Source organism: Actinomadura rugatobispora, from assembly GCF_042656285.1.
In the GTDB taxonomy this organism is placed as follows: domain Bacteria; phylum Actinomycetota; class Actinomycetes; order Streptosporangiales; family Streptosporangiaceae; genus Spirillospora; species Spirillospora rugatobispora.
On the sequence record NZ_JBHSON010000004.1, the window covers coordinates 1 to 24,578 of the forward strand.

At 69.4% G+C, this 24,578-nt stretch carries 20 protein-coding genes and 1 pseudogene; 9 read left to right on the top strand and 12 right to left on the bottom strand.

Going from position 1 to position 24,578, the window contains the following annotated elements; all coding sequences use genetic code 11:
• Together ACFPZN_RS03240 and ltrA are read right to left on the bottom strand one after the other, a co-directional pair.
• Positions 1 to 633, bottom strand: a 633-nt coding sequence (locus tag ACFPZN_RS03240; RefSeq protein WP_378279959.1) for a transposase family protein, incomplete at its 3' end; no start/stop codon positions are given.
• Between the two features lie 304 nt (positions 634 to 937).
• On the bottom strand, positions 938 to 2,302 hold the full coding sequence (gene ltrA / locus ACFPZN_RS03245) for a group II intron reverse transcriptase/maturase (protein ID WP_378279961.1): 1,365 nt from the start codon (positions 2,300 to 2,302) through the stop codon (positions 938 to 940).
• A gap of 3,373 nt (positions 2,303 to 5,675) precedes the next feature.
• On the opposite strand from ltrA, the gene ACFPZN_RS03250 reads away from it, so the two are divergent.
• The 4 genes from ACFPZN_RS03250 to ACFPZN_RS03265 all read left to right on the top strand — a co-directional run bounded on the left by ACFPZN_RS03250 (position 5,676) and on the right by ACFPZN_RS03265 (position 10,433).
• The gene (locus ACFPZN_RS03250) at positions 5,676 to 7,136 is read left to right on the top strand and encodes an alpha/beta hydrolase (RefSeq protein ID WP_378279963.1); all 1,461 of its coding nucleotides are present in this window, start codon (positions 5,676 to 5,678) and stop codon (positions 7,134 to 7,136) included.
• Positions 7,137 to 8,737: 1,601 nt separating this feature from the next.
• The gene (locus ACFPZN_RS03255) at positions 8,738 to 9,088 is read left to right on the top strand and encodes an ArsR/SmtB family transcription factor (protein WP_378279964.1); all 351 of its coding nucleotides are present in this window, start codon (positions 8,738 to 8,740) and stop codon (positions 9,086 to 9,088) included.
• Entirely contained in the window at positions 9,085 to 9,729 is a 645-nt protein-coding gene (locus ACFPZN_RS03260) for an SRPBCC family protein (protein ID WP_378279966.1), read from the top strand. Before ACFPZN_RS03255 ends, ACFPZN_RS03260 begins: the two co-directional genes overlap by 4 nt.
• A gap of 59 nt (positions 9,730 to 9,788) precedes the next feature.
• Positions 9,789 to 10,433, top strand: coding sequence for a DNA alkylation repair protein (locus ACFPZN_RS03265; protein WP_378280445.1), 645 nt, complete (start codon positions 9,789 to 9,791; stop codon positions 10,431 to 10,433).
• A 545-nt stretch (positions 10,434 to 10,978) separates the two neighbouring features.
• Here the strand turns inward: ACFPZN_RS03265 and ACFPZN_RS03270 are convergent.
• Positions 10,979 to 11,359, bottom strand: a complete 381-nt coding sequence (locus ACFPZN_RS03270; protein ID WP_378279968.1) for a winged helix-turn-helix transcriptional regulator — start codon at positions 11,357 to 11,359, stop codon at positions 10,979 to 10,981.
• A gap of 206 nt (positions 11,360 to 11,565) precedes the next feature.
• Here ACFPZN_RS03270 and ACFPZN_RS03275 point away from each other — a divergent pair, with 206 nt between their 5' ends.
• On the top strand, positions 11,566 to 11,970 hold the full coding sequence (locus ACFPZN_RS03275; RefSeq protein ID WP_378279970.1) for a RidA family protein: 405 nt from the start codon (positions 11,566 to 11,568) through the stop codon (positions 11,968 to 11,970).
• A 274-nt stretch (positions 11,971 to 12,244) separates the two neighbouring features.
• On the opposite strand, the gene ACFPZN_RS03280 is transcribed toward ACFPZN_RS03275, so the two are convergent.
• From ACFPZN_RS03280 to ACFPZN_RS03305, 6 genes and pseudogenes are all read right to left on the bottom strand, one after another.
• Complete coding sequence (locus ACFPZN_RS03280; protein ID WP_378279972.1) at positions 12,245 to 12,610, bottom strand: SCO6045 C-terminal-like domain-containing protein; 366 nt, start codon at positions 12,608 to 12,610, stop codon at positions 12,245 to 12,247.
• On the bottom strand, positions 12,607 to 13,131 hold the full coding sequence (locus ACFPZN_RS03285) for a hypothetical protein (RefSeq protein WP_378279974.1): 525 nt from the start codon (positions 13,129 to 13,131) through the stop codon (positions 12,607 to 12,609). Before ACFPZN_RS03285 ends, ACFPZN_RS03280 begins: the two co-directional genes overlap by 4 nt.
• Positions 13,131 to 13,987 (bottom strand): annotated as a pseudogene (locus ACFPZN_RS03290) (MbnB/TglH/ChrH family RiPP precursor modification enzyme). Before ACFPZN_RS03290 ends, ACFPZN_RS03285 begins: the two are co-directional and overlap by 1 nt.
• Positions 13,987 to 14,886, bottom strand: a complete 900-nt coding sequence (locus tag ACFPZN_RS03295) for a TIGR04222 domain-containing membrane protein (protein WP_378279976.1) — start codon at positions 14,884 to 14,886, stop codon at positions 13,987 to 13,989. The pseudogene ACFPZN_RS03290 and the gene ACFPZN_RS03295 overlap by 1 nt, the downstream one beginning before the upstream one ends.
• A 513-nt stretch (positions 14,887 to 15,399) precedes the next feature.
• Positions 15,400 to 16,494 carry a HAMP domain-containing sensor histidine kinase gene (locus ACFPZN_RS03300; RefSeq protein WP_378279977.1) on the bottom strand — a complete coding sequence of 365 codons (1,095 nt, stop codon included), beginning with the start codon at positions 16,492 to 16,494 and terminating at the stop codon, positions 15,400 to 15,402.
• Between the two features lie 10 nt (positions 16,495 to 16,504).
• Positions 16,505 to 17,200 (bottom strand): response regulator transcription factor, encoded by a 696-nt coding sequence (locus tag ACFPZN_RS03305; protein WP_378279980.1) that lies wholly within the window; start codon positions 17,198 to 17,200, stop codon positions 16,505 to 16,507.
• A gap of 168 nt (positions 17,201 to 17,368) precedes the next feature.
• Between ACFPZN_RS03305 and ACFPZN_RS03310 the strand changes: the two genes are divergently transcribed.
• Both ACFPZN_RS03310 and ACFPZN_RS03315 read left to right on the top strand, forming a co-directional pair.
• A complete protein-coding gene (locus tag ACFPZN_RS03310; RefSeq protein WP_378279982.1) occupies positions 17,369 to 17,968 on the top strand; it encodes a M15 family metallopeptidase in 600 nt (199 codons plus the stop codon).
• Between the two features lie 23 nt (positions 17,969 to 17,991).
• Entirely contained in the window at positions 17,992 to 19,071 is a 1,080-nt protein-coding gene (locus tag ACFPZN_RS03315) for an endonuclease/exonuclease/phosphatase family protein (RefSeq protein WP_378279984.1), read from the top strand.
• Positions 19,072 to 19,386: 315 nt separating this feature from the next.
• Here the strand turns inward: ACFPZN_RS03315 and ACFPZN_RS03320 are convergent, their stop codons facing one another.
• The 3 genes from ACFPZN_RS03320 to ACFPZN_RS03330 all read right to left on the bottom strand — a co-directional run bounded on the left by ACFPZN_RS03320 (position 19,387) and on the right by ACFPZN_RS03330 (position 21,821).
• A complete protein-coding gene (locus ACFPZN_RS03320) occupies positions 19,387 to 20,634 on the bottom strand; it encodes a tetratricopeptide repeat protein (RefSeq protein ID WP_378279986.1) in 1,248 nt (415 codons plus the stop codon).
• 187 nt (positions 20,635 to 20,821) lie between these two features.
• A complete protein-coding gene (locus ACFPZN_RS03325) occupies positions 20,822 to 21,043 on the bottom strand; it encodes a hypothetical protein (RefSeq protein ID WP_378279987.1) in 222 nt (73 codons plus the stop codon).
• A gap of 22 nt (positions 21,044 to 21,065) precedes the next feature.
• Positions 21,066 to 21,821, bottom strand: coding sequence for a L,D-transpeptidase (locus tag ACFPZN_RS03330; protein ID WP_378279989.1), 756 nt, complete (start codon positions 21,819 to 21,821; stop codon positions 21,066 to 21,068).
• Between the two features lie 93 nt (positions 21,822 to 21,914).
• Here ACFPZN_RS03330 and ACFPZN_RS03335 point away from each other — a divergent pair, with 93 nt between their 5' ends.
• Together ACFPZN_RS03335 and ACFPZN_RS03340 are read left to right on the top strand one after the other, a co-directional pair.
• Complete coding sequence (locus ACFPZN_RS03335) at positions 21,915 to 22,604, top strand: response regulator transcription factor (RefSeq protein WP_378279991.1); 690 nt, start codon at positions 21,915 to 21,917, stop codon at positions 22,602 to 22,604.
• Positions 22,594 to 24,567, top strand: coding sequence for a sensor histidine kinase (locus ACFPZN_RS03340; protein WP_378279992.1), 1,974 nt, complete (start codon positions 22,594 to 22,596; stop codon positions 24,565 to 24,567). The genes ACFPZN_RS03335 and ACFPZN_RS03340 overlap by 11 nt, the downstream gene beginning before the upstream one ends.
• Positions 24,568 to 24,578: the final 11 nt, after the last annotated feature.

The window sequence follows — 24,578 nt, forward strand, 5'->3', positions numbered from 1 at the left end:
GAGTCGTGCGTGGGCGCGGTTGGCCTCCTTCTGGGACTCTGGCTTGCCGCGCCCTTTGTAGGGCGTCAGGACGTGTTCACCGGCTCCCTGGTAGGCCTTGTCGGCCAGGGTGAGCAGCCCGGCTTCGGCCAGCGCCCGGATGATGCCCCAGATCCGCGCGGCCCTCAGATCGTGGACGGCGCCGCGCAGTTCCCCCGACACCCACAGCCATGTTCCGTCCGGTCCGGCGATGACCTGGAGGTTCATTCCGTGCCGGCGGTGCTTGCCCGAGTAGAAGGGGCGGTCGGCGGCGACCCGGTCGATCGCGATCAGGACGCCGTCCAGCACCAGGTAGGGCAGCGCGTCGCGACGCGCTCTGCGCAGCACGGCGGGCAACTTCGGGGCCCGGGCCGCCAGCAGGTCGATGGCCTCGTTGACATAGCGCCAGGCGGTGGCGACCGATACACCGAACCCGGCGGCCAGCGCGGCATAGGTCTCGCCTTTACGCAGGTGGACCAGGGTCATCAGGGCTTGGGTGCCGGGCGGCAGCGCCCGGCCCCTGCTGCCGATCGCCCTGCGGTGGCGGCGGACCACGCCGGTGGCGTAGGCCAGGGTTCGGCGCGACAACGGCAGCGAAGCACGGTAGAAAAGCATGGAAGCCTCTGGTGTGGACGGCCGGTTGTGAGAGATCAACCGTCCTACCAGGGGCTTCTTCTCTTCTTGGAGCCACCACGCCGCCCGCGATCATGCTGTGATCAGCCCACCTCAAACCACTGCTGTAGGGTCGGGAGCTGGCGCGGTGGCGTTCCTGGCGGTAGGGCTCGGGGTCTTTCTTCCGCCGGTTTCCCGGACGGCTGTGCCCTCCCCGATGACCATGGCCAGGTCCTTGCTCCGTTTCCAGCTCCCGCCACTTCGAACCGTGCATGCGGTTCTCCCGCACACGGCTCACCGACGCCGTTCACACGGGGGCATTCGGCCTCACCCGCCAGGGCTTGCCCGCCCTGGGTGCGACGGTGATTCCATACAAGCCGATCAGACCGAGATCGACCGGCCGGGAGTTGATCAACACCTGCCAGCCGAACATCATGCTGCGGCGGTGACGTCGGCGCATGAACTGCGCCAACCGCCACTGCGCATACCGTCTGATCTTACTGAGGCGCTGAGCCGAGTGCCCGTAACGAAAATAGGCCGCCCAGCCTCGCAGAAAAGCGTTCAGCCTCTCCACGATCACCTCTGGCCGCAGCAGCAGCCACCGCCGGGACGTCATTTCCCGGACCCGGTCACGGGCATGCTGCATGGCCTTGTCCGCAGGCCAGCGAGCCAGGAACGTCACCTTCGGGCGGCCCCGATCGCCCCGCGACCGCACCAGCCGATGGTGAAAGCCCAGAAACTCAAAGCCGCCACCTCCAACCTCAAGGTGCAGGATGCGGGTCTTGGCCGCCTTGGGCTCCAAACCAAGTTCAGCCAGCAACTCGACCAAGCGCGCAAGCGCCCGCTCGGCCTGACTGGCCGACCAGCACATCACGACCACGTCGTCGGCGAACCGCACCAGCGCCCCATCACCGTCATCCCACGCCCGATCCAATCGATGCAGGTAGACGTTGCAGAGCAGCGGTGACACCGGCCCTCCTTGCGGAGTTCCGGTGATCTCTCGCCGTACTTGCCCGTCCTTCATCACCCCGGCACGCAGGATCGCGCGCAGCAGTTTGAGCACGGACTGGTCGCAGACGCGTTCCTCGATCGCCTGTATCAACTCCGTGTGCGGAATCGCCGAGAAACAATCGGCGATGTCCGTCTCGACCACCCACCGCCGCCCCCGATGGCACTCATCAATGAGCACCTGCAGGGCGTCGTGTGCCGACCGCCTCGGGCGGAAGCCGAACGAGCAGTCGGCCATGTCCGCCTCGAAGACCGGCTCGAGCACGATCTTCAACGCGGCCTGCACGATGCGGTCACCGACCACGGGAATCGACAACGGCCGGAACTGATCTTTCAGCCCAGGTTTGGGGATCAGCACCCGCCGCGCCGGCAGCGGCCGATACCGCCGCTCCCGCAGTTGGCCGGCCACCTCACCAAGGAGCCGGTCCACTCCGTACTCCTCGACCATGGCCAGGGTGGTCTTGTCGATACCCGGTGCGCCGTTGTTGTTGCGCACCGCCACCCACGCGCGCTGCAGCACGTCCCTGCGGCAGACTTTATCGAACAGCGCGTGGAATCTCCGCCCGGGATCGGCCTTGGCCGCCCGGTAAAGCGCATGCTGCAAGGCACGGACCGGATCCCCAAGGGATCCCTTCGCGGCGGGGATAGCCTGACCGGCACTCACCGGGTCTCCTCCTTGAAATCGCTGCGCATCGACGAAGCAGCGGCCCTTCCCTCACCGCCGGTTGTGTTGTCCGGTCGGCTCAAGCGGTACTACGGCCGCCTCCGACGCCCACCCGGCACCCGCTCATTTCCCGAGGTCATCGGTTATAGAGCGCGATGCTCCGGCAACGACACTTCCGCAGGTTGCCGGGCCGGGGAGGGCCTCCCCAGTTCCCGCCGCCACTATTGATGCGTTCCGCGCCCCCATACGCCGGGGAGTCCTTGGCGGCTGCGCTTCCAGGCTCTTCACCGCGTCCCTGGCCTTCGCCCCGATTTCGAGAGGCTCGGCACTCCCTTGTCCCACCCGAGCGGGCGGGCTGAGTAACGACGCCGCAGGCTTCGCTTCATGCTACGGACCGCACCATCGCTCCCCCATGAAAGGGCTTTTGACGCTGGGCTTCGACCCCGCCCGTTTCCAGACGAAGCCGCCAGCCTGCTACCGGGCCTCCTGGCAGCTACCCGGACCGGACTCCCACCGGCAAGCGACGACGAGCTTGCGAACAACAAGATCCACCGCTACGTCACGGCTTCACCTCCTGCTCTGCTGGGCGCACGAAAAAGGCTCAATGAGCGAGTCGAAGACCTGCATCTCATCTTGACGCATGATGCGGTGGTAGCCCGCGGCACTACGGTTGGCGTCGCGGGCTTCGGCAGAGAAGTATTCGGAGCTCGCCACACCGTCGTGCATTCTGGGTGAGGTGTCGTGGAGGACCTCACACTGGATGTATCGCCGTACGGTCGCCGACTCCTTCTGGGATTCGGCGAGACGCCAGTGTTGCCGCCACCGCGGAACCCATTGCTCGCGTGTCATGCCCGGATTGCGGTGGGCCAGATAATTGATCCGCAATATGGTCATCGATTCTGCCGTTCGTCGTCGGTATGCCTGCCCAGCCCGTCGCCGTGGCCCATCTCGATCACCGGACGCCCTCGGCCGTGATGGCGTGCATCCCCTCCCGCAACGTGACGTCCAGGAGGTAGACCTCCGATCCGGCCATCAGACCGCCTCCTCGGGAACAGCCCGGCGACCAAGATCGGGCATCGTCGGCTGAGCGGCGAGCGAGAGAGCGCGCACAGGTCAACGGACACGGCGAACCCTCCCTGCCGACGCCGCCCCTCGCCCTACCCGCGGTGCGACACCACCATTTTTCGCTATTTACACATTAAGACTCGTTAAGTACACATGCTAGTTGTCACTGGAGGCGCCGTCAACGGCGTGAACCGGTGCGGGGCGCCACCTCAATGACAATGAAGGGCCATGGCTGCTGCGGATCATCCGTCGCGGCACCGTGTCCCGCGCGGCACCGGCTCCCTTCTGTGAGCTAAGCGGCATGGTCGCGACCGTTGCTCTACCGGTTGCTCCGGATCTTGCTCCGTCCGATCGGGGAGCTGGTCCGCTGGGACCGTCCAAGGACGTGGTACTGCGGCACGAGAACCAGGTGTTACACCGATCTCCACGGTCGGCCACGCCGGGAGCACGCCGATCGGCTCTGGCCGGTGGCGCTGTCGCGACTGATGCACCGCCGACATTGGGCGGAGATCTTCACGGTCACCCCAGGGACGATCCTGCGCGAGCGGAACTACTCCCCGAGCGGATGGCGCGGGAGAACCCGACGTGGGGCCTCCACGGCTGCACCGCGCAGGCAGTGATCCCGCGCAGACGGGCAGGACGTTGAGCAGGTAGCCCAGGATGCCGACGCGCTGGACTGCCTCCCTCCAATTAACGAGCCGTTCGCGACCTGGCGGGGTGCTGCGCACGCTCCTCAGAGGGAGCGCCGGATGGAAATAGGGAAACCGGTGCCAGATAACGGACGAACATCATTTTTCGGCTTGCCCCCCACATGGCGAGGAAGTTATCTGCCTTGACCTCTGGGGTCACCTGACCAGACCCGAACCGGGAATAACTGCAGGTGGATGGGTCACCCCGAGCGCGGTAATCGGCGGGCGATAGACCGCCTTGGCCATCTACTTTCGTCCTCGATCGCTGCTTGATCTCGCGGACAGCGGGGCGGGAATGACTGACAATGCCTGAATCGAGGAGTTTGCAGCTTGGGTAAGTTCCTGGACGCCGGCGCCGCCCTTCACGCGCTGGAGACCGCAGCGCCGCACGCCAACACGGCCGGACAAGAAGTGTCCGACCTGTGGAACGGTTCGAGCTGGACGTCGCCGGGCGGGGAGAGGCGTGACCTTCCGGCGATACGCCCGGGTATGGGTGAGTGGCTGATCTCCCCGGTTGAGCCCTGGCACTAGAGAACGCCGGCGCCGACGAGGCCCAGCATCAACATGACGCACCGCGCCGTGACATTGCCTTGATCGTGGCTCCGCCCGGGACGGTTGAGCGGAAGATGTCCAGCGACATCTACGCGGTGGCTAATGAGCTGCCGTCCGCCACTGACGCCCGTGCTACACAACTCCTCTCGCCAGCCAGTTCGACACCTTCCGTGCTCCCGCCGAGTGGGTCTCTGCGTCGTGCAGTGCTCATATGCGTACTTCGGCGGTCGTGCGGGAGGCGTTCCGTGCTGCTGAGCCCGTTCTCACCCGTTCGCCGGGGGTGCAGACGGGGAAGCGTCGCAGGCGCGCCGGCTGCGGCGGGTCCGTCTCCGTACGGCCGCGATGGAGCGGGACGAGGGTCGGCGAGTGTGTCCGGTGCGAGTGGCCGAGTTGGAACACCACAGGAACGCGGTGTACAGCTCGCCGCAGTCCCGCCCGAGGGCCTGGGTCGCTCGAAAGGGAGCGTTCGTCCAAGCGTCTGGATGAACGCTCCGGCGAACGGTTCATGCGCCGGATCTGGTTTCGAACGGTCATTTGCCGTCGTTGCCGGTGGTGGATCTCGAATTGGCTCGCCCGTGGCGGGCGTTGGGCCAGGTCTGGTCGCCGGTGGTCCGGTCTGCCGGGCCCCGCCCCGTGAGGGATGGTGACCGCTAGGCCCGCTCCCACGTCCACCGCCGCGGTCACCCGTGAGCGCTACGAGCACATCATCGCCGGTGACCGCGAACTGGTCGGACAGATGCAGCACTGAGACAGGGCGGGCCCGTCCCACGATCACTCCATCCGATGAAAGAGGTTGCGGGGCCAAAGTCGCTGGGGCCTGGCGCCGGATGCGACCTTGCGCCGGGCGCAGTCGCTGGCCGCCTCGACGGCAGTTGACACGGATGTGTGCCGACGTCCAGCGCTTTGGCGGCATCGGGCGTTCAGCCAAAAAGGAAGGACAGAGCATGCCCATATCTGGACCCCTGGCGGCTCGCCGACGTGCCGCCGCGGTCATCGCCGTGGCGGTGGTCTGCTCGACGGCATGCAACGGGCTGGACGTCGGCACGTCCCACCGACCGTCACCTTCGGTGCCCACCCCGCAGCTGGACTGGAGTCCCTGCGTCCAAGGCAGTGAGTTCGACTGCGCGACCGCGAAGGTGCCACTGGACTACGACAGCCCAGGTGGTCGCACCATCGAGCTGGCCGTCATCAAGCACAAGGCAACCGGTCCCGGACGGCGCATCGGCACCCTGTTCTTCAACCCCGGCGGCCCCGGCGGGCCCGGGACGGTGCAGATGCCACAGAGATACGAGTTCTTCCCGCGGAAGGTGCGGGAGCGGTTCGACATCGTCAGCTGGGACCCCCGCGGGATCGGCAACAGCACCGCGGTGAACTGCTTCAAGAGTCGCGAGGAAGCCGACGCCTGGATTTCGAGCAAACCGGCAGGCTTCCCTGTGGGCGAGCAGGAGCGGACGACCTGGATTGCCGCGTACAAGGATCTGGGACAGCGCTGTCACCAGCGTGACCCGGAACTCCTGCGTCATGTATCGACCGTCGACAGCGCTCGCGACCTCGACCACCTCCGCCAGGCGGTGGGCGAACCACAACTCACCTACTTCGGGATCTCCTACGGCACGATCCTCGGCGCCACCTACGCCAACCTCTTCCCCGGCAAGGTCCGCGCCATGACCCTCGACAGCAATATCGACCCGCAGGCCTGGACGAACCACGCCAACGACACCCCCCGGCTCCCGACGCTCCTGCGCATGGGGGCGGACCGCAGCGCCGCCGCGACGCTGGACCAGTTCCTCTCCCTGTGCGGGTCGACCACTACCGCCGTCTGCGCCTTCTCCGCCGGCGGCCCCAAAGCGACGCGGGCCAAGTTCGACCAGCTGATGCGGCGCCTCCGGGAGCATCCGGTGGGCACCTGGACCTACGGCCGTACGGTCGGTGACACAGTGAACAGCCTCTACATCGTCCACCCCGGATGGATGAACCTCGCCGGCAGGCTGCAGGACCTGTGGCACGGCCGCGTCCCGAAGCCGTCCGCACCCCCACCCGCACCACCGGTCCCGAATCCGAATCCGTATCTGGGCGAGGAACAGGCGGCTGCGGTGTTCTGCGGCGACAGCCCCAATCCGCGTGACCCCGGTGCTTACCACGCCCTGGAGAAGGCCAGTGCCTCCCGTTCAGGCGACGCCGGACGCTACTGGACCTGGGCCGCAGAGCCGTGTGCCACCTGGCCGGCCGTAGCGGCCAACCGCTATCGCGGCCCGTGGAACAAACCGACGGCACACCCCGTCCTGGTGGTCGGCACCACCTACGACCCGGCCACCCCCTACTCGGGCTCGCAGGCCATGGCCAAGGAGCTGGCCAACGCCCGCCTGCTCACCAACAGCGGGTACGGGCACACCGCACTGAGCAACCCCAGCAGCTGCATCAACGAGCACGAGAGCCGATACTTCATCGACGGCACCCTCCCCCCGGCCGGAACCGTGTGCCACCAGGACACGCCCCCGATTTCGGAAGGCAAGTCAATGGGCGCGTAGCCACCGGCGGGAGCAATTGGCCCGGCATCGTCTCCTGACCCGGCGGTAGCTCAGCAGCCAGGAGATGCAGGACGAGCCGCGGCAAGGCGGTCGCCGCGGAATGATGGGCAGCTCTGCTCTTGGCAACTGCGATTGTGGTGCTGCGGCATCAGATCACCGTGCTGGAGCGCCAACAAGGCGGGTTCCACCCCCATCGAGCACTACTTGCGGCGCCGCCGCACCGACTCCCCCGAGCGTGTTCCGGCGGACGCGGTGACTGGTGCGCCCAAATACGACACCGTGAGTTAAAGCCGACCGGCATGCTGCCCGATCCAAAACCAGGCGGCTGGGCCGCCACTCTGCACCAGGTCACCCTCGCAGACGGCAACCGCACCAGCCGCTCCCCCAACAAAGCCCAAGACGCCGGATAGCAATGGCCCCCGTCCATATCAGCGAACCCAACGCCGCCTGCGTCCACTCACCAATGGTGAGGGACCCCATCACTTCGCTGAGCACGGCGTTGCTCAAGACCCCGGCCAACGCGCCCCCGCTCTAGCCGCTGGACGACTTCCAGGACAGCATCACCGACGCTCCACCACCGCCCTGATCAACCCGTACGGCTCGCCGATCACCACCAGCGGCGCACCCCACTGCGCTTCCACGACCAATACCGAAACTCCCAGACCAGCCTCTACGACATCCGCGCCCGCAACTACAACCAGTGCTGCCGGAGGATGGCGCACCACGCAGCAGAGAAGACCGCCGCGCACCCGCTGAGTGCCGCGGGCATCATGCCCGGGACCTCCCGCCACCGCGGCCGTGCCCCAGCCCACCGTCAGCGCCCTACGCGAAGCCACCCTCAATCGAGTCCGGTGCAGCACCGCGTGAACACCCTGCATCCCAAACCGAGCCCGCCCACCGGGTGGCTTCCTGGGACGCCCGGGAGTTGCGCGGCACGCCGGGCCGGCGTCCCGGGACGTCGGCCGCGCTGCGGTGGCCGCCAGCGTGACGCCGCCAGGCGATGGCCGCTCCCGGGCCGCCACGTACAGCGGTGTCCAGCCGCCCACCACCACCTTGCCGCCGGGCCGTGGGTCAGCGGCTTGACTGGTACGGCCACGCACTCGGGCTCGGCCACCTGGCCATGCCCGCTCGCGCACCGCGACACCGGCGGAATGATCGAGAGCATCCGCTGCCTGACGACCTGCGAAAGGACTAACCGCACATCAAAGGCGCGTCAGCCTCGACGAGGTCGGCGCGGGGACAGCCTCGCTCGCGATCGAGCAGCGGTACGTCGAAGGACGTGGTGCCGGAGTGCGCGTTGTTCTAGCCGCAAGGTGGCCCCAGGCGTGATCGCCGGGATGCCTAGCCGTGGAAGTTTGACCAGGTCACATGGCGGGTCACGATGGTCGGCGGCGAGAGTGCGTGGTGGGTATCTGAGGCAGTCCTGGTGAGAGGAGCACCAGCTCGTGGCCGTGGGGCACGGACGGGGTGTCGCAGAGGGGCTCTGGCGGTGCGCCACCTTCGTCCGGCTCCGCTCCTGCTGCTGGAGTGCTTCCTCTCGCCTGCGCTTGGCATGAACTTTAGATGCGGCTAATATTCGTGGAGCCTGATATAAAGGATTCGTGCATGCGTTCGATGTCCTCGGTGATCCGGTTCGTCGCCGCGTCCTCGAACTGCTGGCCGAGGGTGAGCGCAGCGCCGGTGAGGTGGTGGCGACCGTGGGGGCGGAGTTCGGTATTTCGCAGTCGGCGGTCTCGCAGCATCTGGCGGTGCTGCGTACGTCCGGCTTCGCGACGATGCGACCGGAAGGGACCCGTCGGCTCTACTCGCTGGACCTGACGGGGCTCCAGGAAGTGGACGCCTGGGTCGACCGCTTCCGCCACCTGTGGGGGGCGCGGCTGGACGCCCTGGAAACAGAGATCGCGCGCGGCAAAGCGCAGCGGCAATCGAAGGAAGAGGGAAACGAGACATGAGGGACCTGATCGACGAACTGGCGGCGGTGCACCGTCACGTGGCACGCGAGAACGCGGACGGCGGCGAGGTGGTGCGCGTGACGATGCGCCGTCGGTACTCGACGGACGCGGCAGACCTGTGGTCCGCGCTGACCGAACCCGAGCGGATCGCGCGGTGGTTCATGCCGGTCTCCGGCGACCTGCGCGAGGGCGGGTCGTTCCAGCTTGAGGGCAATGCGAACGGCGAGATCCTCACCTGCCGCCCTCCGTCGTTGCTGCGGACGACCTTCGGTGGCCCCGAGAGCATCCTGACGGTGACGCTCACACCGGAAGGGGATGCTGAGACCGAGCTCCAGTTGGACCACACCGTTCCCCTGTCGATGGCGCAGAGTGTCGCAGGTGCGCTGTTCGTCGGCCCTGGCTGGGACGGCGCGTTCCTTGGTCTCGGCCTTTACGTCGCCGGTGAAGCCATGGGAGACCCGCGCGAGGCCGCGAACTCGCCGGAGGTGGTGCAGTTCAACGTCGCCTCAATCGACCGGTGGACCACCGTCGCCGACCAGGCCGGCGCCACACCGGAGGAGGTCAAGCAAGGACGAGCGATGGCGCTTGCGCAGTACGCACCTGACACGCCTGAAGCTGCCGGGGCGACCGGGAGCGCATGACACAGAGTCGTCATGGTGGACAGGAGGCTGAGGTGGCCGAGGCGACGGTGGCCGAGGTGATGGCCGAGCTGGCCGCGCTCGAGGACCCGAAGATCCGCGCGGTGAACGAGAGACACGGCGACGATCACGGTGTGAACCTCGGCAGGCTGCGCGCGCTCGCGAAGCGGCTGAAGACGCAGCAGGAACTCGCGCGCCGGCTCTGGGAGACCGACGACACCGCGGCGAGACTGCTGGCGCTCCTGATCTGCCGCCCGAAGGCGTTCGAGCCTGGCGAGTTGGACGTCATGCTGCGCGAGGCGCGCACCCCCAAGGTGCACGACTGGCTCGTGAACTACGTGGTGAAGAAGAACCCGGGCTCCGAAGAGCTGCGCCTGGCCTGGTTCACGGATCCGGATCCAGCGGTCGCGAGTGCCGGCTGGGCACTGACCACCGAGCGGGTGGGGAAGAAGCCCGAGGGGCTTGACCTCGCGGGATTGCTCGACGTCATCGAGGCGGAGATGAAAGACGCCCCGACTCGGCTGCAATGGGCGATGAACGAGTGCCTGGCCCAGATCGGGATTCAGCACGTCGAGCACCGCACCCGGGCCGTCGACATCGGCGAGCGCCTGCAGGTGCTCAAGGACTACCCGACGCCACCGAACTGCACCTCTCCGTTCGCGCCCACCTGGATCACCGAGGTGGTGCGCCGCCGGCACGATAGGTGATGACCCAAGTTGGGACTTGGAACTGGGCCCGATGGTTGCCGCCGCCCTCCGTCGGAGCGGCTTCGGCGGAGGCGTGGGAGCGCCTGGAGCCCACTCATTGGCCGAACGACCGTCGGTCGCACACGTGGAGGAGATGTTCGCTGTCATCTCCCGCTAGCACCAGCAGGCGGGGCGCCGGTTGACGGCCGCGCTCCTGGACCGGATCCTCGCCCGCCTGCGCGGCGCTGAACGCCGCACTCCGTCAAGGGCTACTCGAGGAGAACCCAGCATCCCTGGTAGTGCTGCCGCCGACGCGGCCGTTCCGAGCCGTGGGGTAGACCGCCACCCACATCGAGCGCTGGCGCAAGACCAGCGAACGGCCCACGCTCGCAGCACAGAGCGCCCAATTCCTGGACGCGATCACCTCGCATCGCCTGTACACGGCCAATCACCTGATCGCGTTACGTGGGCTACGGCGCGGCGAAGCTGCCGGGCTACGTGCGTTGGGCGCGGTGCACCGTGAGCCGGCCGGGACGCGTTTCCTCTCGGCTACGTGCTTCGAGCCGTCAGGCGTCGAAGCGCCGCCGGGCGCCCTCGATGTGACCGAAGTACTCGTGCGTCCAGCCGCAGATCAGGTCGACCGTGGCTCGAAGGGCTTGGCCCGGCTGGGTGAGGGTGTACTCGACCCGCGGCGGGACGGTCGGGTACACCTTCCGCTCGGCCAGTCCGTTGCGCTCCAGCATGCGCAGGTTCTGGGTCAGCATCTTGTGGCTGATGCCCTCGACCTCGTTCCGTAGTTCGCTGAAGCGCAGGGTGCGCTCACCCAGCGCCTCGATGATCAGCAGCGCCCATTTGTTGGCGACATCCGAGAAGATCTCCCGCGCCAGGGAGTCCGCGCGCCTCAGATCCGCCTCGTCGGACGAGCCTGTGAACCGCTTGGTCACCATCAGGTTCCCCAGTCACCGAAAAGTGCGTTCTTCCACGTCAGCGCTCACTCTCCTACAGTTTCCGGGTAACCACAAGTGAGCACGGGGTGCCTGGACAAGGAGGCCTGCGGCATGGCCCTCACTCCGGCGTACCGCCTGGAGCGGCCCGCCACGGCGCTCGCCGCCTCCGCGCTCACCCTTGTCCGATGAAGTGAAGAGGAGATCGTATGGCTGTTCAGCTCATCAACCCTGACAGGCTCGTCCAAGTCCCGCTCTACCATCACGTCGCGGTGGCGACGGGGAGCAGGCAGGTTCACATCGCGGGGCAGGTCGCCTGGGACGAGAGCGGCGAGCTCGTGGCACCGGGTGATCTCGCGGGACAGGTGGCCCAGGTCTACCGCAACCTCGCCAGGGCACTCGACGCCGCGGGAGCGACGTTCCACGACGTGGTCCGGTTCACGTGGTACGCCGCAGGCTGGAAGAGAGAAATGTACGACGCCTTCAACGCCGGCGTTGAACAGGCAGCCCGTGAGTTCGATATCGCCACCCCGCCGGCTGCACTGATCGGGGTCGACATCCTCTTCGAGCCCGGCATCCTCATCGAGGCCGAAGTCACCGCGATCATCGAGTGAGGACGGCCGCAGCCGGCGAAGGCGATCAAGGCATTCGCGGTGGACCGTCAGGTGTCGGCGCAGCGGCCGACCCGGCTCCTCCCACTCCTTCAGCGGATTGCGGGACTGTCGCACAGTCCATGGGCACTGGCGACGCGGTCGATGTGACCAATGCCCGGGACCTGGTCCCGGGCCGAGGCGAACTGTCAGGCGCCTTCGGGCGGGGTGGCGGCGACCTGGCCAGCGCGGTGGCCGGAGGCGACCGCCGACGCGTACCCGCCGGGACGTCGTCGACCTATGACCGGCCGTTCTCCCCGCGTGCACGCCGGCGGAACCAGCGGCGTGGTTCGCGGGGTGTCTCGTCGAGGTGGCCACCGTCGTGCAGCCAGGATTCGAAGCGGTCCAGGTCGGCGCGGAACGACGAGTCGACCGGTTTCGGGTGGTCGAGCGCCCAGGCGTCGAACAGCGGGCGGAACTCCGCACCGAGCCGTTCGGCCAGGTCAGGGCGCAACCTGGCGGCGACCGACCGGCGTTTGGACCGGAGCGACCGGGCCTCGACCTCGACCCGGTGCGCGTCGAACCCGTCAGGCACCTGGCCGCCGGCCAGCAACGCGCGAACGAGGTCTCGCTGCCGCGCGGCCAGTTCCGCTCGCTCTGTCACCGGCGGAGAGCGGCCAGTGTCACTGGCGGGAAGCGACCGGACCACGATGGAGAACGCCGCGATGATCGCCATGCCGGCCAGGAGGTGACCGATCGGGTCGCGGTCGAGGGCGGTGTCGTCGACCAGGCGGACCAGGCTGACCGCGACCGGCAGGCACGGCAGCCCGTCGAGGTGTGCTCGGCGAGCGCCCGCTCCCGCGGCATCACCTTGAGGCGGCGCCGCAGCGCGTGGACCTTCGCCGGGTGCTGATGGACGTCCCGGTCGATCGGGTGGTCCGAGGCCGGATCATCCGGCGCGGACAGTGCATCCTTGCGGTTCTCCCCGAACTGGACGAACCGGGCGACGGCCGCGTCGACCACCCGGTCGGTCCCACCCGCGAGGAAGGTCACAGTGGACGGCGGCTCGACCGGTGTGGTCCTGCCGGCCCAGCGGCGGCCGTACCACACCGCGGCCCGACCGACGATCACGGCGACGGGGCAGGAGAGCAGGAACCGCAGGACCGAGACGGCCCACGAGTGCATCAGGACTCCTTGGCGGCCGCTACGACGGCGCGGATCGCGGCGAGTTCGGCGGCCAGGTCGGCGTCCGCCGGGTAGTCGTCGTCACGTTCCAGCATGACCCCTGGCGGGTCGACGCGGGCGCACAATGCGGCGAGTGTGTCCAGCACCTCGTGCGGTACCGCGTGGGCATGCGTGTCGTGGTAGAGCCCGTCGTGGACGACCCCGCCCGCGACGTGCACGTAGGCCAGCCGCTCCAGCGGCAGTTCGTCGAGGAAGGTCTCCGGCTCGGTGCCGAAGTTGACCGCGCCCGCATACAGGTTGGCCACGTCAGCAGCCGGCACTCGGTGCGCTCGACCAGTTCGGCGAGGAACTGGCCCTCGGTCAGGTCGTCGTCCGGCCAGCCGAGCAGTGCCGCGATGTTCTCCAGCGCCAACGGCACCGGCAGTTCCGCCTGCGCCTGCTTGACGTTGTCCGCCAGCACCTTCAGCGCTTCACGGGTGCGCGGCACCGGCAGCAGGTGCCCGGTGTCGAGGCCGCCGGCGCGCGTGAACGCCACGTGCTCGCTGACCAGCGGCGCGTCCACGGCCTCCGCCACCGCCGCCAGATGCGCGATCCGCGTGCGGTCCAGCGGCTCTGCCCCGCCGAGGGACAGCGACACCGCGTGCGCGGTCACCGGCACCCCGCGTGCACGCAACACGGTCAGCGACTCGGGCAGGGGGTCGAGGTGGACGTTCTCCGCCAGCACCTCCACGAAGTCGACGCCGGGCAACCGCTCCACCGTGAGGTCGATCTCCGGCCGCCAGCCGATCCCGATGCCCAATCTCGGCCGCGTCATGGTGCCACCCACCGTCGTGCGATCTCGGCCCGCAGCGGACATCAGGAGCTGCCGCCGCCGCAGCCACCGCCCGACGACGAGCTTTCGCCGGACGACGACGCGTAGTTGTGCGTGTAGGTGCTGCCGCCGGACGAGCCGGTGGAGACGAAGGAGTCGAACGAGCCGGCGGAGGCGTAACTCCACGCTCCCCCGATGAACGCCACCGCCGCACCGTCGGCCAGTGCCCGGGAGAACTCCGCGTCCGGGTAGGCCGACAGGCCGCTGACCGCCACCCGCTCCAGCGGATCCGCCTGGCCACTCGCCTTGACCTCGGCCACGACCCGGTCGCCGTGCACCGTGCGGGCCTTGAGGGCAGAGGTCATCCGGCTGCTCAGGTAAACGCTTGCGACGAGCGTCGGAGCGAGCAGAAAGGCCAGGTAGCCGGTGGGCAGGTCGTTGACGGTCCCGTTGATCCACCGGGCCACGCCGATCACGAACAGCAGATACAGCGGGATCGGGGCGAGCCGACGCGTCCGGACCGCCCGGCCCGGCCGGACGAGCAGGCCCCGACGGGCCAGCGACTCGCCGATCTCGGTCACCACCGGTTCGCCGGCGAGCTTGGTGGCCACGGCGGCGACCTTGCGCGGTCTGGTGAGCTCGGCGAGCACAGCGTCATCAAGCGGGTGCCCGGTCGGACCGCCATCCGCCATGGAGCTCAGGGTCCCGCGGCGATCGACCCGGACGAGACCGTTATCGACCAGCCGGGCGATGGCGACCTGGACCGCGTGCCGGGGTCCGCCGGCGAGGAAGCCCAGCTCCTCAGGGGCGGGCCGGTGGGGCGGCTCGGAAAGTCGTGGGCGGCGCGCCGCGACCCGCACACCGAACGCCACGACCAGGCCGACGACCAGGCCGGCGGTGTACAGCCAGAGGAACTCCGGCCCCGACAGCCCCCACGGATGCATCGCCTACCCCGTTTCCTCACGTCCAGGGGGACATTGTCCTCTGGTGGTGATCAGCAACGCACGGCGGGGATGTCACTCGGAGTTCCGGTCGAGACGCCGGTGGGGGATCCCCATGAGCCGCCGCCGCAGTCACCACCGACGAGACGCCTATGGCGTCCAACGCCGAGCGGTTGATCTGTGCGCGGGGTCGGTGCCGGTGGTGCGGCACGGCGGCATGACCGAGGTGTTCGACGCAATCCGGGCGCTGGCCGCGTTCCTGCGTGGCCGGGCGGGCTCGCCGGTGCGGTCAGCCACACACCTCCTGCGCGCCACGCACCCGGGCTCACACGCCCACCGCGGCATCAGCGGCGTGACCCGGAGCACCCGCTCCCTGCCCCACCGGACGACGTAGGTTCTCGACGGCTCGACAGGAGAAGCCAACCACCTTGCGGGAGCGGCCGGATCGACTGCGGGCTACCCAGCGGATGGCTCCAAAGGATCATGTCGGCCGGCGTGGACGTGCTGGGGCGCCGCTCATCTGCCGGTGTGCGGTGGCGCGGCGGGTAGTTGCACCGTGACGCGGAGGCCCCCAGCGGGGCGGGGGGTGAGGGTGAGGGTTCCGTCGTGTGCTTGGGTGATGCTTCTGACGATGGCCAGGCCGAGGCCGACGCCGGCATGCTCGTCGGTGCGTATGCGTTCTGTGCCGCGCTGAAACGGCTCGACGAGCGTGGCGACCACCTGGGGGGCGAGCTTTTCGCCCATGTTCTCGACGGTGAGCACCACGGTCTTGGGGTGGGCACTGGTCGTGACCCACACGGTGCCCTGTTCAGGCAGGTTGTGGACGATCGCGTTGTGGACGAGGTTCGTCGTCATCTGCAGCAGAAGCGCATGCGAGCCGGTGGTGAGGGCGATGTCGCCAGAGGTGGCGATGGTGAGGCCGCGTTTCTCTGCGAGGGGCAGGAGCGTTTCGGTGGCTTCTTCCGCGATGAGGGACAGGTCGAGGTGTTCTCGGGTGAAGGACCGCTGGTCGGCGCGGCTGAGCAGGAGCAGGGCTTCGGTGAGGTCGATCGCTCGGGCGTTGACGACGCGGAGGCGGTCGTCGAGCTCGCCGTTGCTGCGGTTCGGATCGTTGCGGGCCACGTCGAGCAGGGTCTTCGTGATCGCCAGCGGGGTGCGGAGTTCGTGGGAGGCATTGGCGGCGAACCGTTGCTGTTCGGCGATATGTGCTTCGAGCCGCGCGAGCATGGCGTCGAAGGCGTCGGCGAGCTCGCGGAACTCATCTCTGCGGCCCGGTAGCCGGATCCGGTGGGACAGCGATCCGTTCGCGGCCATGCGCGTGGCGTCCGTGATGCGGGTCAGCGGGGCGAGCATGCGGCCGGCGAGAAGCCACCCGCCCAGCAGACCGAACACCAGCAGGAACACCAACATCGCGGCTGCCATCTGGCCGAAGGCCCGCTGGGTGCTGGAGCGGCCTGGAACGAACGCCCCGCCGATGCCGGATCTCGTGTCTCTGATGACCGCGGCATGGGGGAAATATCGCATGAGGAACACCCACAGGGCGAGCAGCAAGGCACCTGCGAGCACGAGGAATCCGGCGTAGCTGACGGTGAGTTTGAGGCGGACGCTCAAGCCGGGGGCTCTATCCACGGTCTCCTCCCGCACGCCCGGTGCCGGATGCCGTGTCGATGCGGTAGCCGACGCCTGGCACGGTGGCGATGGTCCAGGGTTCGCCGAGCCGTTTGCGCAGTGCCGAGACGGTGATGCGCACGGCGTTGGTGAACGGGTCGGCGTTCTCGTCCCACGCGCGTTCCAGGAGCTCTTCGGCGCTGACGACACCGCCTTCGGCGGCGACGAGGACTTCGAGCACGGCGAACTGTTTCCGGGTGAGCGCGACGTAGCGGCCGTCGCGGTAGACCTCGCGGCGGAACGGGTCCAGCCGCAGGCCCGCGATCTCACGCACGGGCGGCCTGTTGTGCGCGCGCCTGCGGTCGAGTGCTCTGAGCCTGAGCACGAGCTCGCGCAGTTCGAAGGGTTTGGTGAGGTAGTCGTCGGCGCCGAGACCGAACCCGGAGGCCTTGTCGTCGATCCGGTCGGCCGCGGTGAGCATCAGGATCGGCATGCCGCTGCCGGAGGCGATGATGCGTTTGGCGATCTCGTCACCGGACGGTCCGGGGATGTCGCGGTCGAGGACGGCGATGTCGTAGGCGTTGACGCTCAGCATTTCCAGAGCGGTGTCACCGTCGCCCGCGATGTCGGCCGCGATCGCCTCCAGGCGCAGGCCGTCGCGGACGGCTTCGGCCAGGTAGGGCTCGTCCTCGACGATCAGCACGCGCATGCCGTCGATGCTACGAGCAGGCGCATATCGTCGGCATATCCAAAACCGCATACGTACCGGCAACACCACGCCGCCTTGACTGGCGGCATGAGTCAGAGCCCACCATCGGCACGGATAGCGCCTCGGAAGGTCTACCGGCGGCTCCTTGTCGTCGGCCCGATAGTCGTCATGGCAGCGATCGCCGCAGCCCTCGTCTATCAGTCGCAGAATGCCTCGTCCTCTTCGGACGCCCTACCGCCCTCCTCGGCCCCATCACTGTCTTCCTTGGCCGCACCCCCTCTGGATGCTCCTCGCCGCGAGCCCCGGGGTGCGCTTGGCGAGGCCAACGGTGCCGTCCCGGACGGCGTGACCGTCTTCAATGACGCGATTCCGGCTGTGGCCAACCTCGACCTGGATTTGCTCAAGGCCCTCCGCAAGGCTGCGACGGATGCAGCGGACGACGGAGTCAAGTTCTACGTCAATAGCGGCTGGCGTTCCCCGGAGTACCAAAATCAGCTCCTGCGTGAGGCGGTCTCCAGGTACGGCTCGGAAGAGGAAGCCGCACGATGGGTGGCCACCGCGGACACCTCTCCTCACGTGTCGGGGGACGCGGTCGACATCGGGCGGTCCGATGCCACGGCGTGGCTGTCCGAGCACGGCGCCGGCCACGGGCTCTGCCAGATCTACCGCAACGAACCCTGGCACTACGAACTGCGCCCCGACGCGGTCGATCGTGGTTGCCCGCCCATGTATGCCGACCCCACCCACGACCCGAGGATGCAGCAGTGACCGGCGTTGAGCGAGGACAGACGATGACGCAGGTGGACACGGCGGAGACCGGACAGGGCGACACCGGCCGCCGGGATGCCGGCTCCGGCCCCTGGCGCGCGGGCCTCCGCCGGGCGATCCGCATCGGCTCCCGGCCCGGGCCCTGGCAACGTGGCCTGGTCCTTGCGGCGCTGGCGCTGCTGCTCGGCCTGTTCATGCTGCTGCACGCACAGATCCCGAACCGGATCGGGAACCTCGGCAGCCTGATGGAGACCCTCCTGCCGTGGTTCGGCCTGTCCATCCCGGTGCTGCTGGCCGGGGCGCTGTGGCGCCGCTCCGCCTCCGCGGTGGCCGCGCTGCTGCTGCCGGTCGTGGTGTGGCTGAACCTCTTCGGCGGGCTGCTCGACGACAAGTCGCACCCGGGCAGCGATCTGACCGTGGCCAGCCACAACGTCGGTGCCGGCAACCCCGACCCGACCGGCACCGCCCGTACCCTGGCCGCCTCCGGTGCGGACGTGCTGGCTCTGCAGGAGCTGACCCAGCAGGCTCTGCCCACGTACGAGAAGGAGCTGGCGAAGGCGTACCCGCACCACACGGTGCAGGCCACGGTCGGGCTGTGGAGCAAGCTGCCGCTGTCGGGCACCCGGCCGGTCGACATCAAAATGGACTACGGACCGCTGGCGGACACCAAGCCGATCGACACCAGAATGGCCGACAACCGGGCGCTGCGCACCACGGTGGCCACGGACCACGGGCCGCTGGCGGTGTATGTGGCCCACCTGGGATCGGTCCGGGTGAATCCCAGGGCGGGCTTTTGGACGGCCCACCGTGACAGAGGCGCGCAGGCGCTCGGCAAAGCCATCGCCGCCGAGCGGAATGACCGGGTGGTGCTGCTCGGCGACCTGAACGGCACCATGAACGACCGCGCGTTCGACGACATCACCTCGCAGATGCGCTCGGCCCAGGACACGGCCGGGGACGGCTTCGGCTTCAGCTGGCCGGCGAGGTTCCCGGTGGTGCGGATCGACCAGATCATGGTCAGGGGCATTGAGCCGGAGAGCGCGTGGGTACTGCCGTCCACCGGCAGCGACCACCGGCCGGTGGCAGCCGGAATCAGCTGGTGAACATCGGATCCGTCCCCGCCCCTCCGGGCCCCCCACAGGAGGCACCAGAGCTGAGCGCAACCAGCCCCGGCCGTGGCCTTGGGCCCGTACCGCGTCGGCGGGCGTCTGGCCCTGGTGCGGGCCGGAAGTGGTGGTGATGACCGGGTCGGCTCCGGCCCGTCCAAGAGCTCCTAGGCGACCCGGGCGGTGGAGCCCCGCCGATCGAAGCGGGTCGCGAAGCCGTCATCGGCCGTGCGGCACCGGGCACGGGCGTGACGTGCTCACCCCCGCGCCCCGTACCAGGTGGCTTTCATGACGCCCGTGCGGTCGCGGTGATCAGGTGGCCTTGCCGCGGGCGACGTAGAGGTTCATGGCGGTGAAGTCGACGGTGATGTTGTAGGGCTTGTGGAAGCAGTGGGAGAAGGAGACCGGCACGTCGAACCCGAAGGGGGCGAGCGAAGCCTTCGGGTTCGTGTAGCAGTAGGCCTCCTTGGCGACGGCGTCGCCGAGCCGGATCTCCTTCGGGTAGCAGGGGTAGGCGACGGCCGGGTGGCTTTGGGCGAACGTCCCGATCGGACGGTCGTGGTCGGTACGGATCCCCAGCCGCTCGGCCGTGTCCCCGAACACGATCGCGGCGGTCTCGCCCCGTCCGCCGAAGTTCACACCCACCACCCGTGAGCCGGAGCCGGCGACGCTGCCTCTGCTGTGCAGATATTGCTCACGGGCCAGCCACAGCGGCAGGGGCTCGGCGCCTGCCCGGGTGGCGGCGGCGCGTGCCGTCCTGGCCGTTTCGGGGGTGCGGCGGCGCAGGATCAGCGACCGGCCCGCGTAGTCGAACGTGGTCAGCAGGTGGTAGAAGACCCACGTGCCGATCATGCCGTCGCTGTCGCTGTCGACGTCTTCGCCCGACTCCGTCGACGACCAGCCCACGGGGACGTTGCGCAGTTCGATGCCGCCCAGTTTGAAGGAGTCCAGCAGCCCGTAGTGCGCCCATATGGCGCCGCCCTCGTAATCGATCTTCTGACTGGCGACGGGGCTCAGCCCGGCTTCCTTGGCCATCGTCGAGGTCAAGCTCAGATTCGGGGCGCCGGTGTAGAACGTGAAGCGCTTCGGCGGTCCGCCGTTGACCGAGGCCTCTACCAGCGGCATCGGGTCCATCTGCTGCCAGGGCAGCCGTGCGATGTCGCCGTGGACCTGATACGCCTCGCCGCGGACCGCCGCGAACCATGTGGCGTAGGCTTCCTCGCCGATCGCCCGCCAGTGTGGTGCGGACAGGGAGAACTTGTCCTGCCGGACGTAGCAGTCGGCCAGGAAGTAGTGGGCGTCCTTGTCGTCGGGGGCCGACTGAAGCGCCATCTTGAGGTATTTCTCGGCGTCGGGGAACCGGTTGGCCAATAGCCCGACAAAGCCGCGCCGGCGGGCCGCGTGCAGGTTCGTGGGATCTTTCTTCAGGATCTCCTCGTAGGCGCGGCCGGCCTGCTCGAACTTCCCGGCCTTGAACAACGCATCCGCATCACCGCTGTCGGCGAGCGCCGTGCCCGGCTGGCCCAGCAGCGGGGCGGTCGCGGCGGCACCGGCCAGCACGGCGGCGCCCCGGAACAGCGAACGCCGGTCCCATTGTCCGTCATTGACCACGGGCCTTCTCCTTTTCGTGATCACCTTCCGCGCGCAGCCTGGCGGAGGTCTTGAGCAGATCTGGATCGAGATCGGCCACAGCCGAATCCCGGCAGGCCCGCACGACGGGAGACGTGCGGGCCTGCCGTCCAAGGGGTCAGCCGGTGTAGGTCGGCATCTTGGGGATGGCGTTGCCGGGCGGCGCGGCGGGCGGCAGCTCGCCGGGCTTTGACGGCTTGTCGCCGGGGTGGCTCCGCTTCGGGTGGCCGGGCGCGGCGGGCGGCGTGGGCGTGGCGGTGGTGGCCTCGGCGGCGGCCAGACCGGTGCCGGCCAGGCCGACGCCCAGCGCGACGGCTGCCATGAGGGACTTCAGGCGCATCGATGTTCCTTCCGGTGTTGTTTCATTCCTTGACGACGACAGGCGTGCCGATCGCCAGGTTCTGGGCCATCCAGGTGATGTCGTCGTTGCCGACCCGCACGCAGCCGTGGCTGACCGTGCCGCCCAGCGCCGACGCCTTGTTCGTGCCGTGCACGGCGAGCTGCCCGGGGCCGCCGGCGAACGTCGTCAGCGTCGGCGAGAAGCCGCTCAACCCGAAGGCGTACGCGCCGTAGTCGCCGCCGGGGTTCGGCGGTTTGACCAGCTCGGTGAAGTAGAAGCGGCCGGCCGGGGTGGGGGTGCCGCTCTCGCCGGTGGCGACCTTGCCCGTGCGCAGCACCCTGTCGCCGTCGAAGACGGTGAACGTGAACGCCTTCGGGTCGATCTCCACCCGGTGGGTCGTCGACGACAGCTTGACGTCGGACGCCTTGACCCAGCCGGTGCTTCCGTTGGGACGGATCGGCAGCAGCACCCTGAGCCAGTCGCCGTCCTTGGCGTCGACGAGGAAGACCCGGGTGGCGCCCATCTCGTTGGGGCTGGACAGCGTCTTCCAGGCCGCGCCGTCGCCCTTGTGCCTGTGCACGGCGATCCGGCGGCCGCGCACGGTCGCTATCTCCGCACCGCCCTGCCGCTGTGGCTCGGCGGCGGCCGCCGCCGAGTGGTCCGCCTTGGGCGGCGGGTCGTCCCCCGCTGTCCCATCGGTGGACGAGCCGCAGCCGGCCAGCCCGGCGATCAGTCCGGCGGCGAGCAGGGCGCCGGTGTGAATCTTGACGTGGCGCATGCCGCGAGATGCTGGCCAAGGAATGTGAAGAAGCTGTGAGGCCGATGTGATGATCCCGTGGTGCCGGTCACGGGTCGCCTACGCTCGGGGGCTATGTGCGCGAATGTCCTGGTCGCGGAGGACGACGCCAAACAGGCGGAGCTGCTGCGCCGCTATCTCCGGCGCGAGGGGCACTCCGTGGTCGTCGTCCACGACGGGCGGGCCGCGATCGACGAGGCCCACGCCCGCCGCCCCGACCTCGTGCTGCTCGACGTGATGATGCCGGGCGTCGACGGCCTCGACGTGTGCCGCGGGCTGCGCGCCGAGTCCGACGTGCCGGTGCTGATGCTGACCGCCCGCTCGACGGAGGACGACCTGCTGCTCGGCCTCGACCTCGGCGCCGACGACTACGTCACCAAGCCGTACAGCCCGCGCGAGCTGATGGCCCGGGTGCGCACACTGCTGCGGCGGGCCGGGTGGGAGAACGGCGAGCGGGTGTACCGGGTCGGCGGAATCACGGTGGACCCCGAGCGGCACACGGTGCTCGCGGACGGGCGCGAGGTCGAGTGCACGCCCGCGGAGTTCCGGATCCTGGAGGCGCTGGCCGCGCGGCCGGAGCGGGTCTTCACCCGGGCGCAACTCCTGGAGCACCTGCACGGCTTCGACCGCTTCATCACCGAGCGCACGGTCGACGTGCACGTGAAGAACCTGCGCAAGAAGATCGAGCCGCAGCCGCGGCGGCCGGTCCGGCTCTGCACGGTGTACGGCGTCGGGTACAAGCTGGTCGGCGACCGTGCGCCATAGCCTGCTCGTACGACTGGTCGCCAGCTCGGTGCTGATCGCGGTGTGCTCGATCGTGGCGACCGCGTGGCTGGCGGCGCGCAGCACGTCCGGCGAGATCCGGCACCGGCAGGGCCAGACGCTCGCCCGCGACGCCCGCGTCAACGACGCGCTGCTCGGCTACGCGGCGAGCCACCCGCGCTGGGACGGTGTCGAGGAGACCGTGCGCGGGCTGGCCCGCCAGAGCGGCCAGCGGGTCGCGCTGGCGACCGAGGGCGGCACCCGGATCGCGGATTCGGCGGGCGGCCGGCCGCCGCTTCCGGCGCGCGCCTCGGCCGTCGTCGACCCGCTCGCCGTCGATGTCTCGCTGGTGCCCGGCGCGGCCACCGACCGGATCGACGCGCGCGCGGTCGGGCCGTTCCGGCTGCCGGAGGCCGAGCGGGTACGGCTGCGCGAGGAGGTCGACGCGCAGGCGGCGTGCCTGCGCCAGGTGCGCCAGCGCGCCACGGTCGTCGTCGGGCCGGGCGGCCGCCCGTACCTCCGCCGCGAGGGCGGTCCGGCCACCCCGGCACCGGGCATGGAACGCCCGCGCCCACCTGGCGGCGCGCCGTCCGGACACGGCCCTTCCACACCGCGGGTGGCGCTCGCAGGGGCGCGGTCGGTCGCGGTCGCGACGACGCTGGAACCTGCTCCGCCGATCGAGCCGGTGGAAAGGGCGCGGCAGCCGGGAACCGCGCCCGGCACGCCGACCGGCGCCCCCGGCGGCCGGCCGGAGGACCCGCCTCCCGTGACGCCGGAGCGCACGGTGCCGCCCGAGCCGCCGAGTCCCGGCTCGCCGCCGTGCTCGCCGGACGCGCCCGGGCCGACCACCACCGAGAAGCGCGCGCTCAACCAGCTCGCCGCCCTGGTCCGGCAGTGCCACGGAAGCCGGGTCGACGTGTGGCTGGACGAGACCGGCACGCCGGCCGCTCCGGCGTCGGCCGCCGAGTGCCTGGCCACCGCGCGCCGCACCCAGTTGAAGCCGTACGTCGCGCCGGCCGCGCTGCTCTACATCGGCTCGCCGGAGGACCGTGCGCCGGCCATCGACCCGTACGGCATCGCGGGGGTCACGGCGGTGATCCTGGTCCTGGCGGTCGGGGTCAGCGTGCTCGTCGCCACCCGGCTGGTGCGGCCGGTGCGGGCGGTGACCGCGGCGGCCCGGCGGATGCGGGCCGGCGACGGGTCTGCGCGGGTCATGGTGCGCGCCAAGGGCGAGGTCGGCGAGCTCGGCGCCGCGTTCAACGAGATGTCCGAGCACCTGGACCGCATGGAGCGGCAGCGCAAGGCGATGGTCAGCGACGTGTCGCACGAGCTGCGCACGCCGCTGAGCAACATCCGCGGCTGGCTGGAGGCCACCCAGGACGGCGTGGCCGAGCTGGACCCGGCGCTGACCGCTTCGCTGGTCGAGGAGGCCATGTTGCTGCAGCACATCGTCGACGACCTGCAGCAGCTCGCGCTCGCCGACGTGGGCAGGCTGCGGCTGCATCCCGAGCCGGTCGACGTGGCCGACCTGGTCGAGCAGATCGCGACCGTCCACCGCGCCGCGGCCGCCGGACCGGTGCTGACCGTCGAGGTGACCGGTCGTCCGCACCTGGACGCCGATCCGGTACGGCTGCGGCAGGCGGTCGGCAACCTGCTCGCCAACGCGGTCCGCTACACGCCGGCCGGCGGACGGGTGAGCCTGCGCGCGTACGCCGACGGCGACGACGTGCTGATCGAGGTGGCCGACACCGGGCCGGGCATCACGCCCGAGCACCTGCCCCACGTGTTCGACCGGTTCTGGCGGGCGGAGAAGTCGCGCAGCCGGCAGACCGGCGGCAGCGGACTGGGCCTGGCCATCGTGCGGCAGCTCGCCGAGGCGCACGGCGGATCCGCGGCGGTGCGCAGCGAGCCGGGCCAGGGCGCGACGTTCGTCCTGCGGCTGCCCCGGACGACGGAGACCGCGTGATCACGGCGGAG

Coding starts and splice junctions, on each gene's coding strand:
- ACFPZN_RS03260 (WP_378279966.1), top strand. CDS start 9,085: ATGAGGGACCTGATCGACGAACTGGCGGCGGTGCACCGTCACGTGGCA.
- ACFPZN_RS03265 (WP_378280445.1), top strand. CDS start 9,789: ATGGCCGAGCTGGCCGCGCTCGAGGACCCGAAGATCCGCGCGGTGAAC.
- ACFPZN_RS03270 (WP_378279968.1), bottom strand. CDS start 11,359: ATGGTGACCAAGCGGTTCACAGGCTCGTCCGACGAGGCGGATCTGAGG.
- ACFPZN_RS03275 (WP_378279970.1), top strand. CDS start 11,566: ATGGCTGTTCAGCTCATCAACCCTGACAGGCTCGTCCAAGTCCCGCTC.
- ACFPZN_RS03285 (WP_378279974.1), bottom strand. CDS start 13,131: ATGCACTCGTGGGCCGTCTCGGTCCTGCGGTTCCTGCTCTCCTGCCCC.
- ACFPZN_RS03295 (WP_378279976.1), bottom strand. CDS start 14,886: ATGCATCCGTGGGGGCTGTCGGGGCCGGAGTTCCTCTGGCTGTACACC.
- ACFPZN_RS03305 (WP_378279980.1), bottom strand. CDS start 17,200: ATGCGCGTGCTGATCGTCGAGGACGAGCCCTACCTGGCCGAAGCCGTC.
- ACFPZN_RS03310 (WP_378279982.1), top strand. CDS start 17,369: ATGGCAGCGATCGCCGCAGCCCTCGTCTATCAGTCGCAGAATGCCTCG.
- ACFPZN_RS03315 (WP_378279984.1), top strand. CDS start 17,992: ATGACGCAGGTGGACACGGCGGAGACCGGACAGGGCGACACCGGCCGC.
- ACFPZN_RS03325 (WP_378279987.1), bottom strand. CDS start 21,043: ATGCGCCTGAAGTCCCTCATGGCAGCCGTCGCGCTGGGCGTCGGCCTG.
- ACFPZN_RS03330 (WP_378279989.1), bottom strand. CDS start 21,821: ATGCGCCACGTCAAGATTCACACCGGCGCCCTGCTCGCCGCCGGACTG.
- ACFPZN_RS03335 (WP_378279991.1), top strand. CDS start 21,915: ATGTGCGCGAATGTCCTGGTCGCGGAGGACGACGCCAAACAGGCGGAG.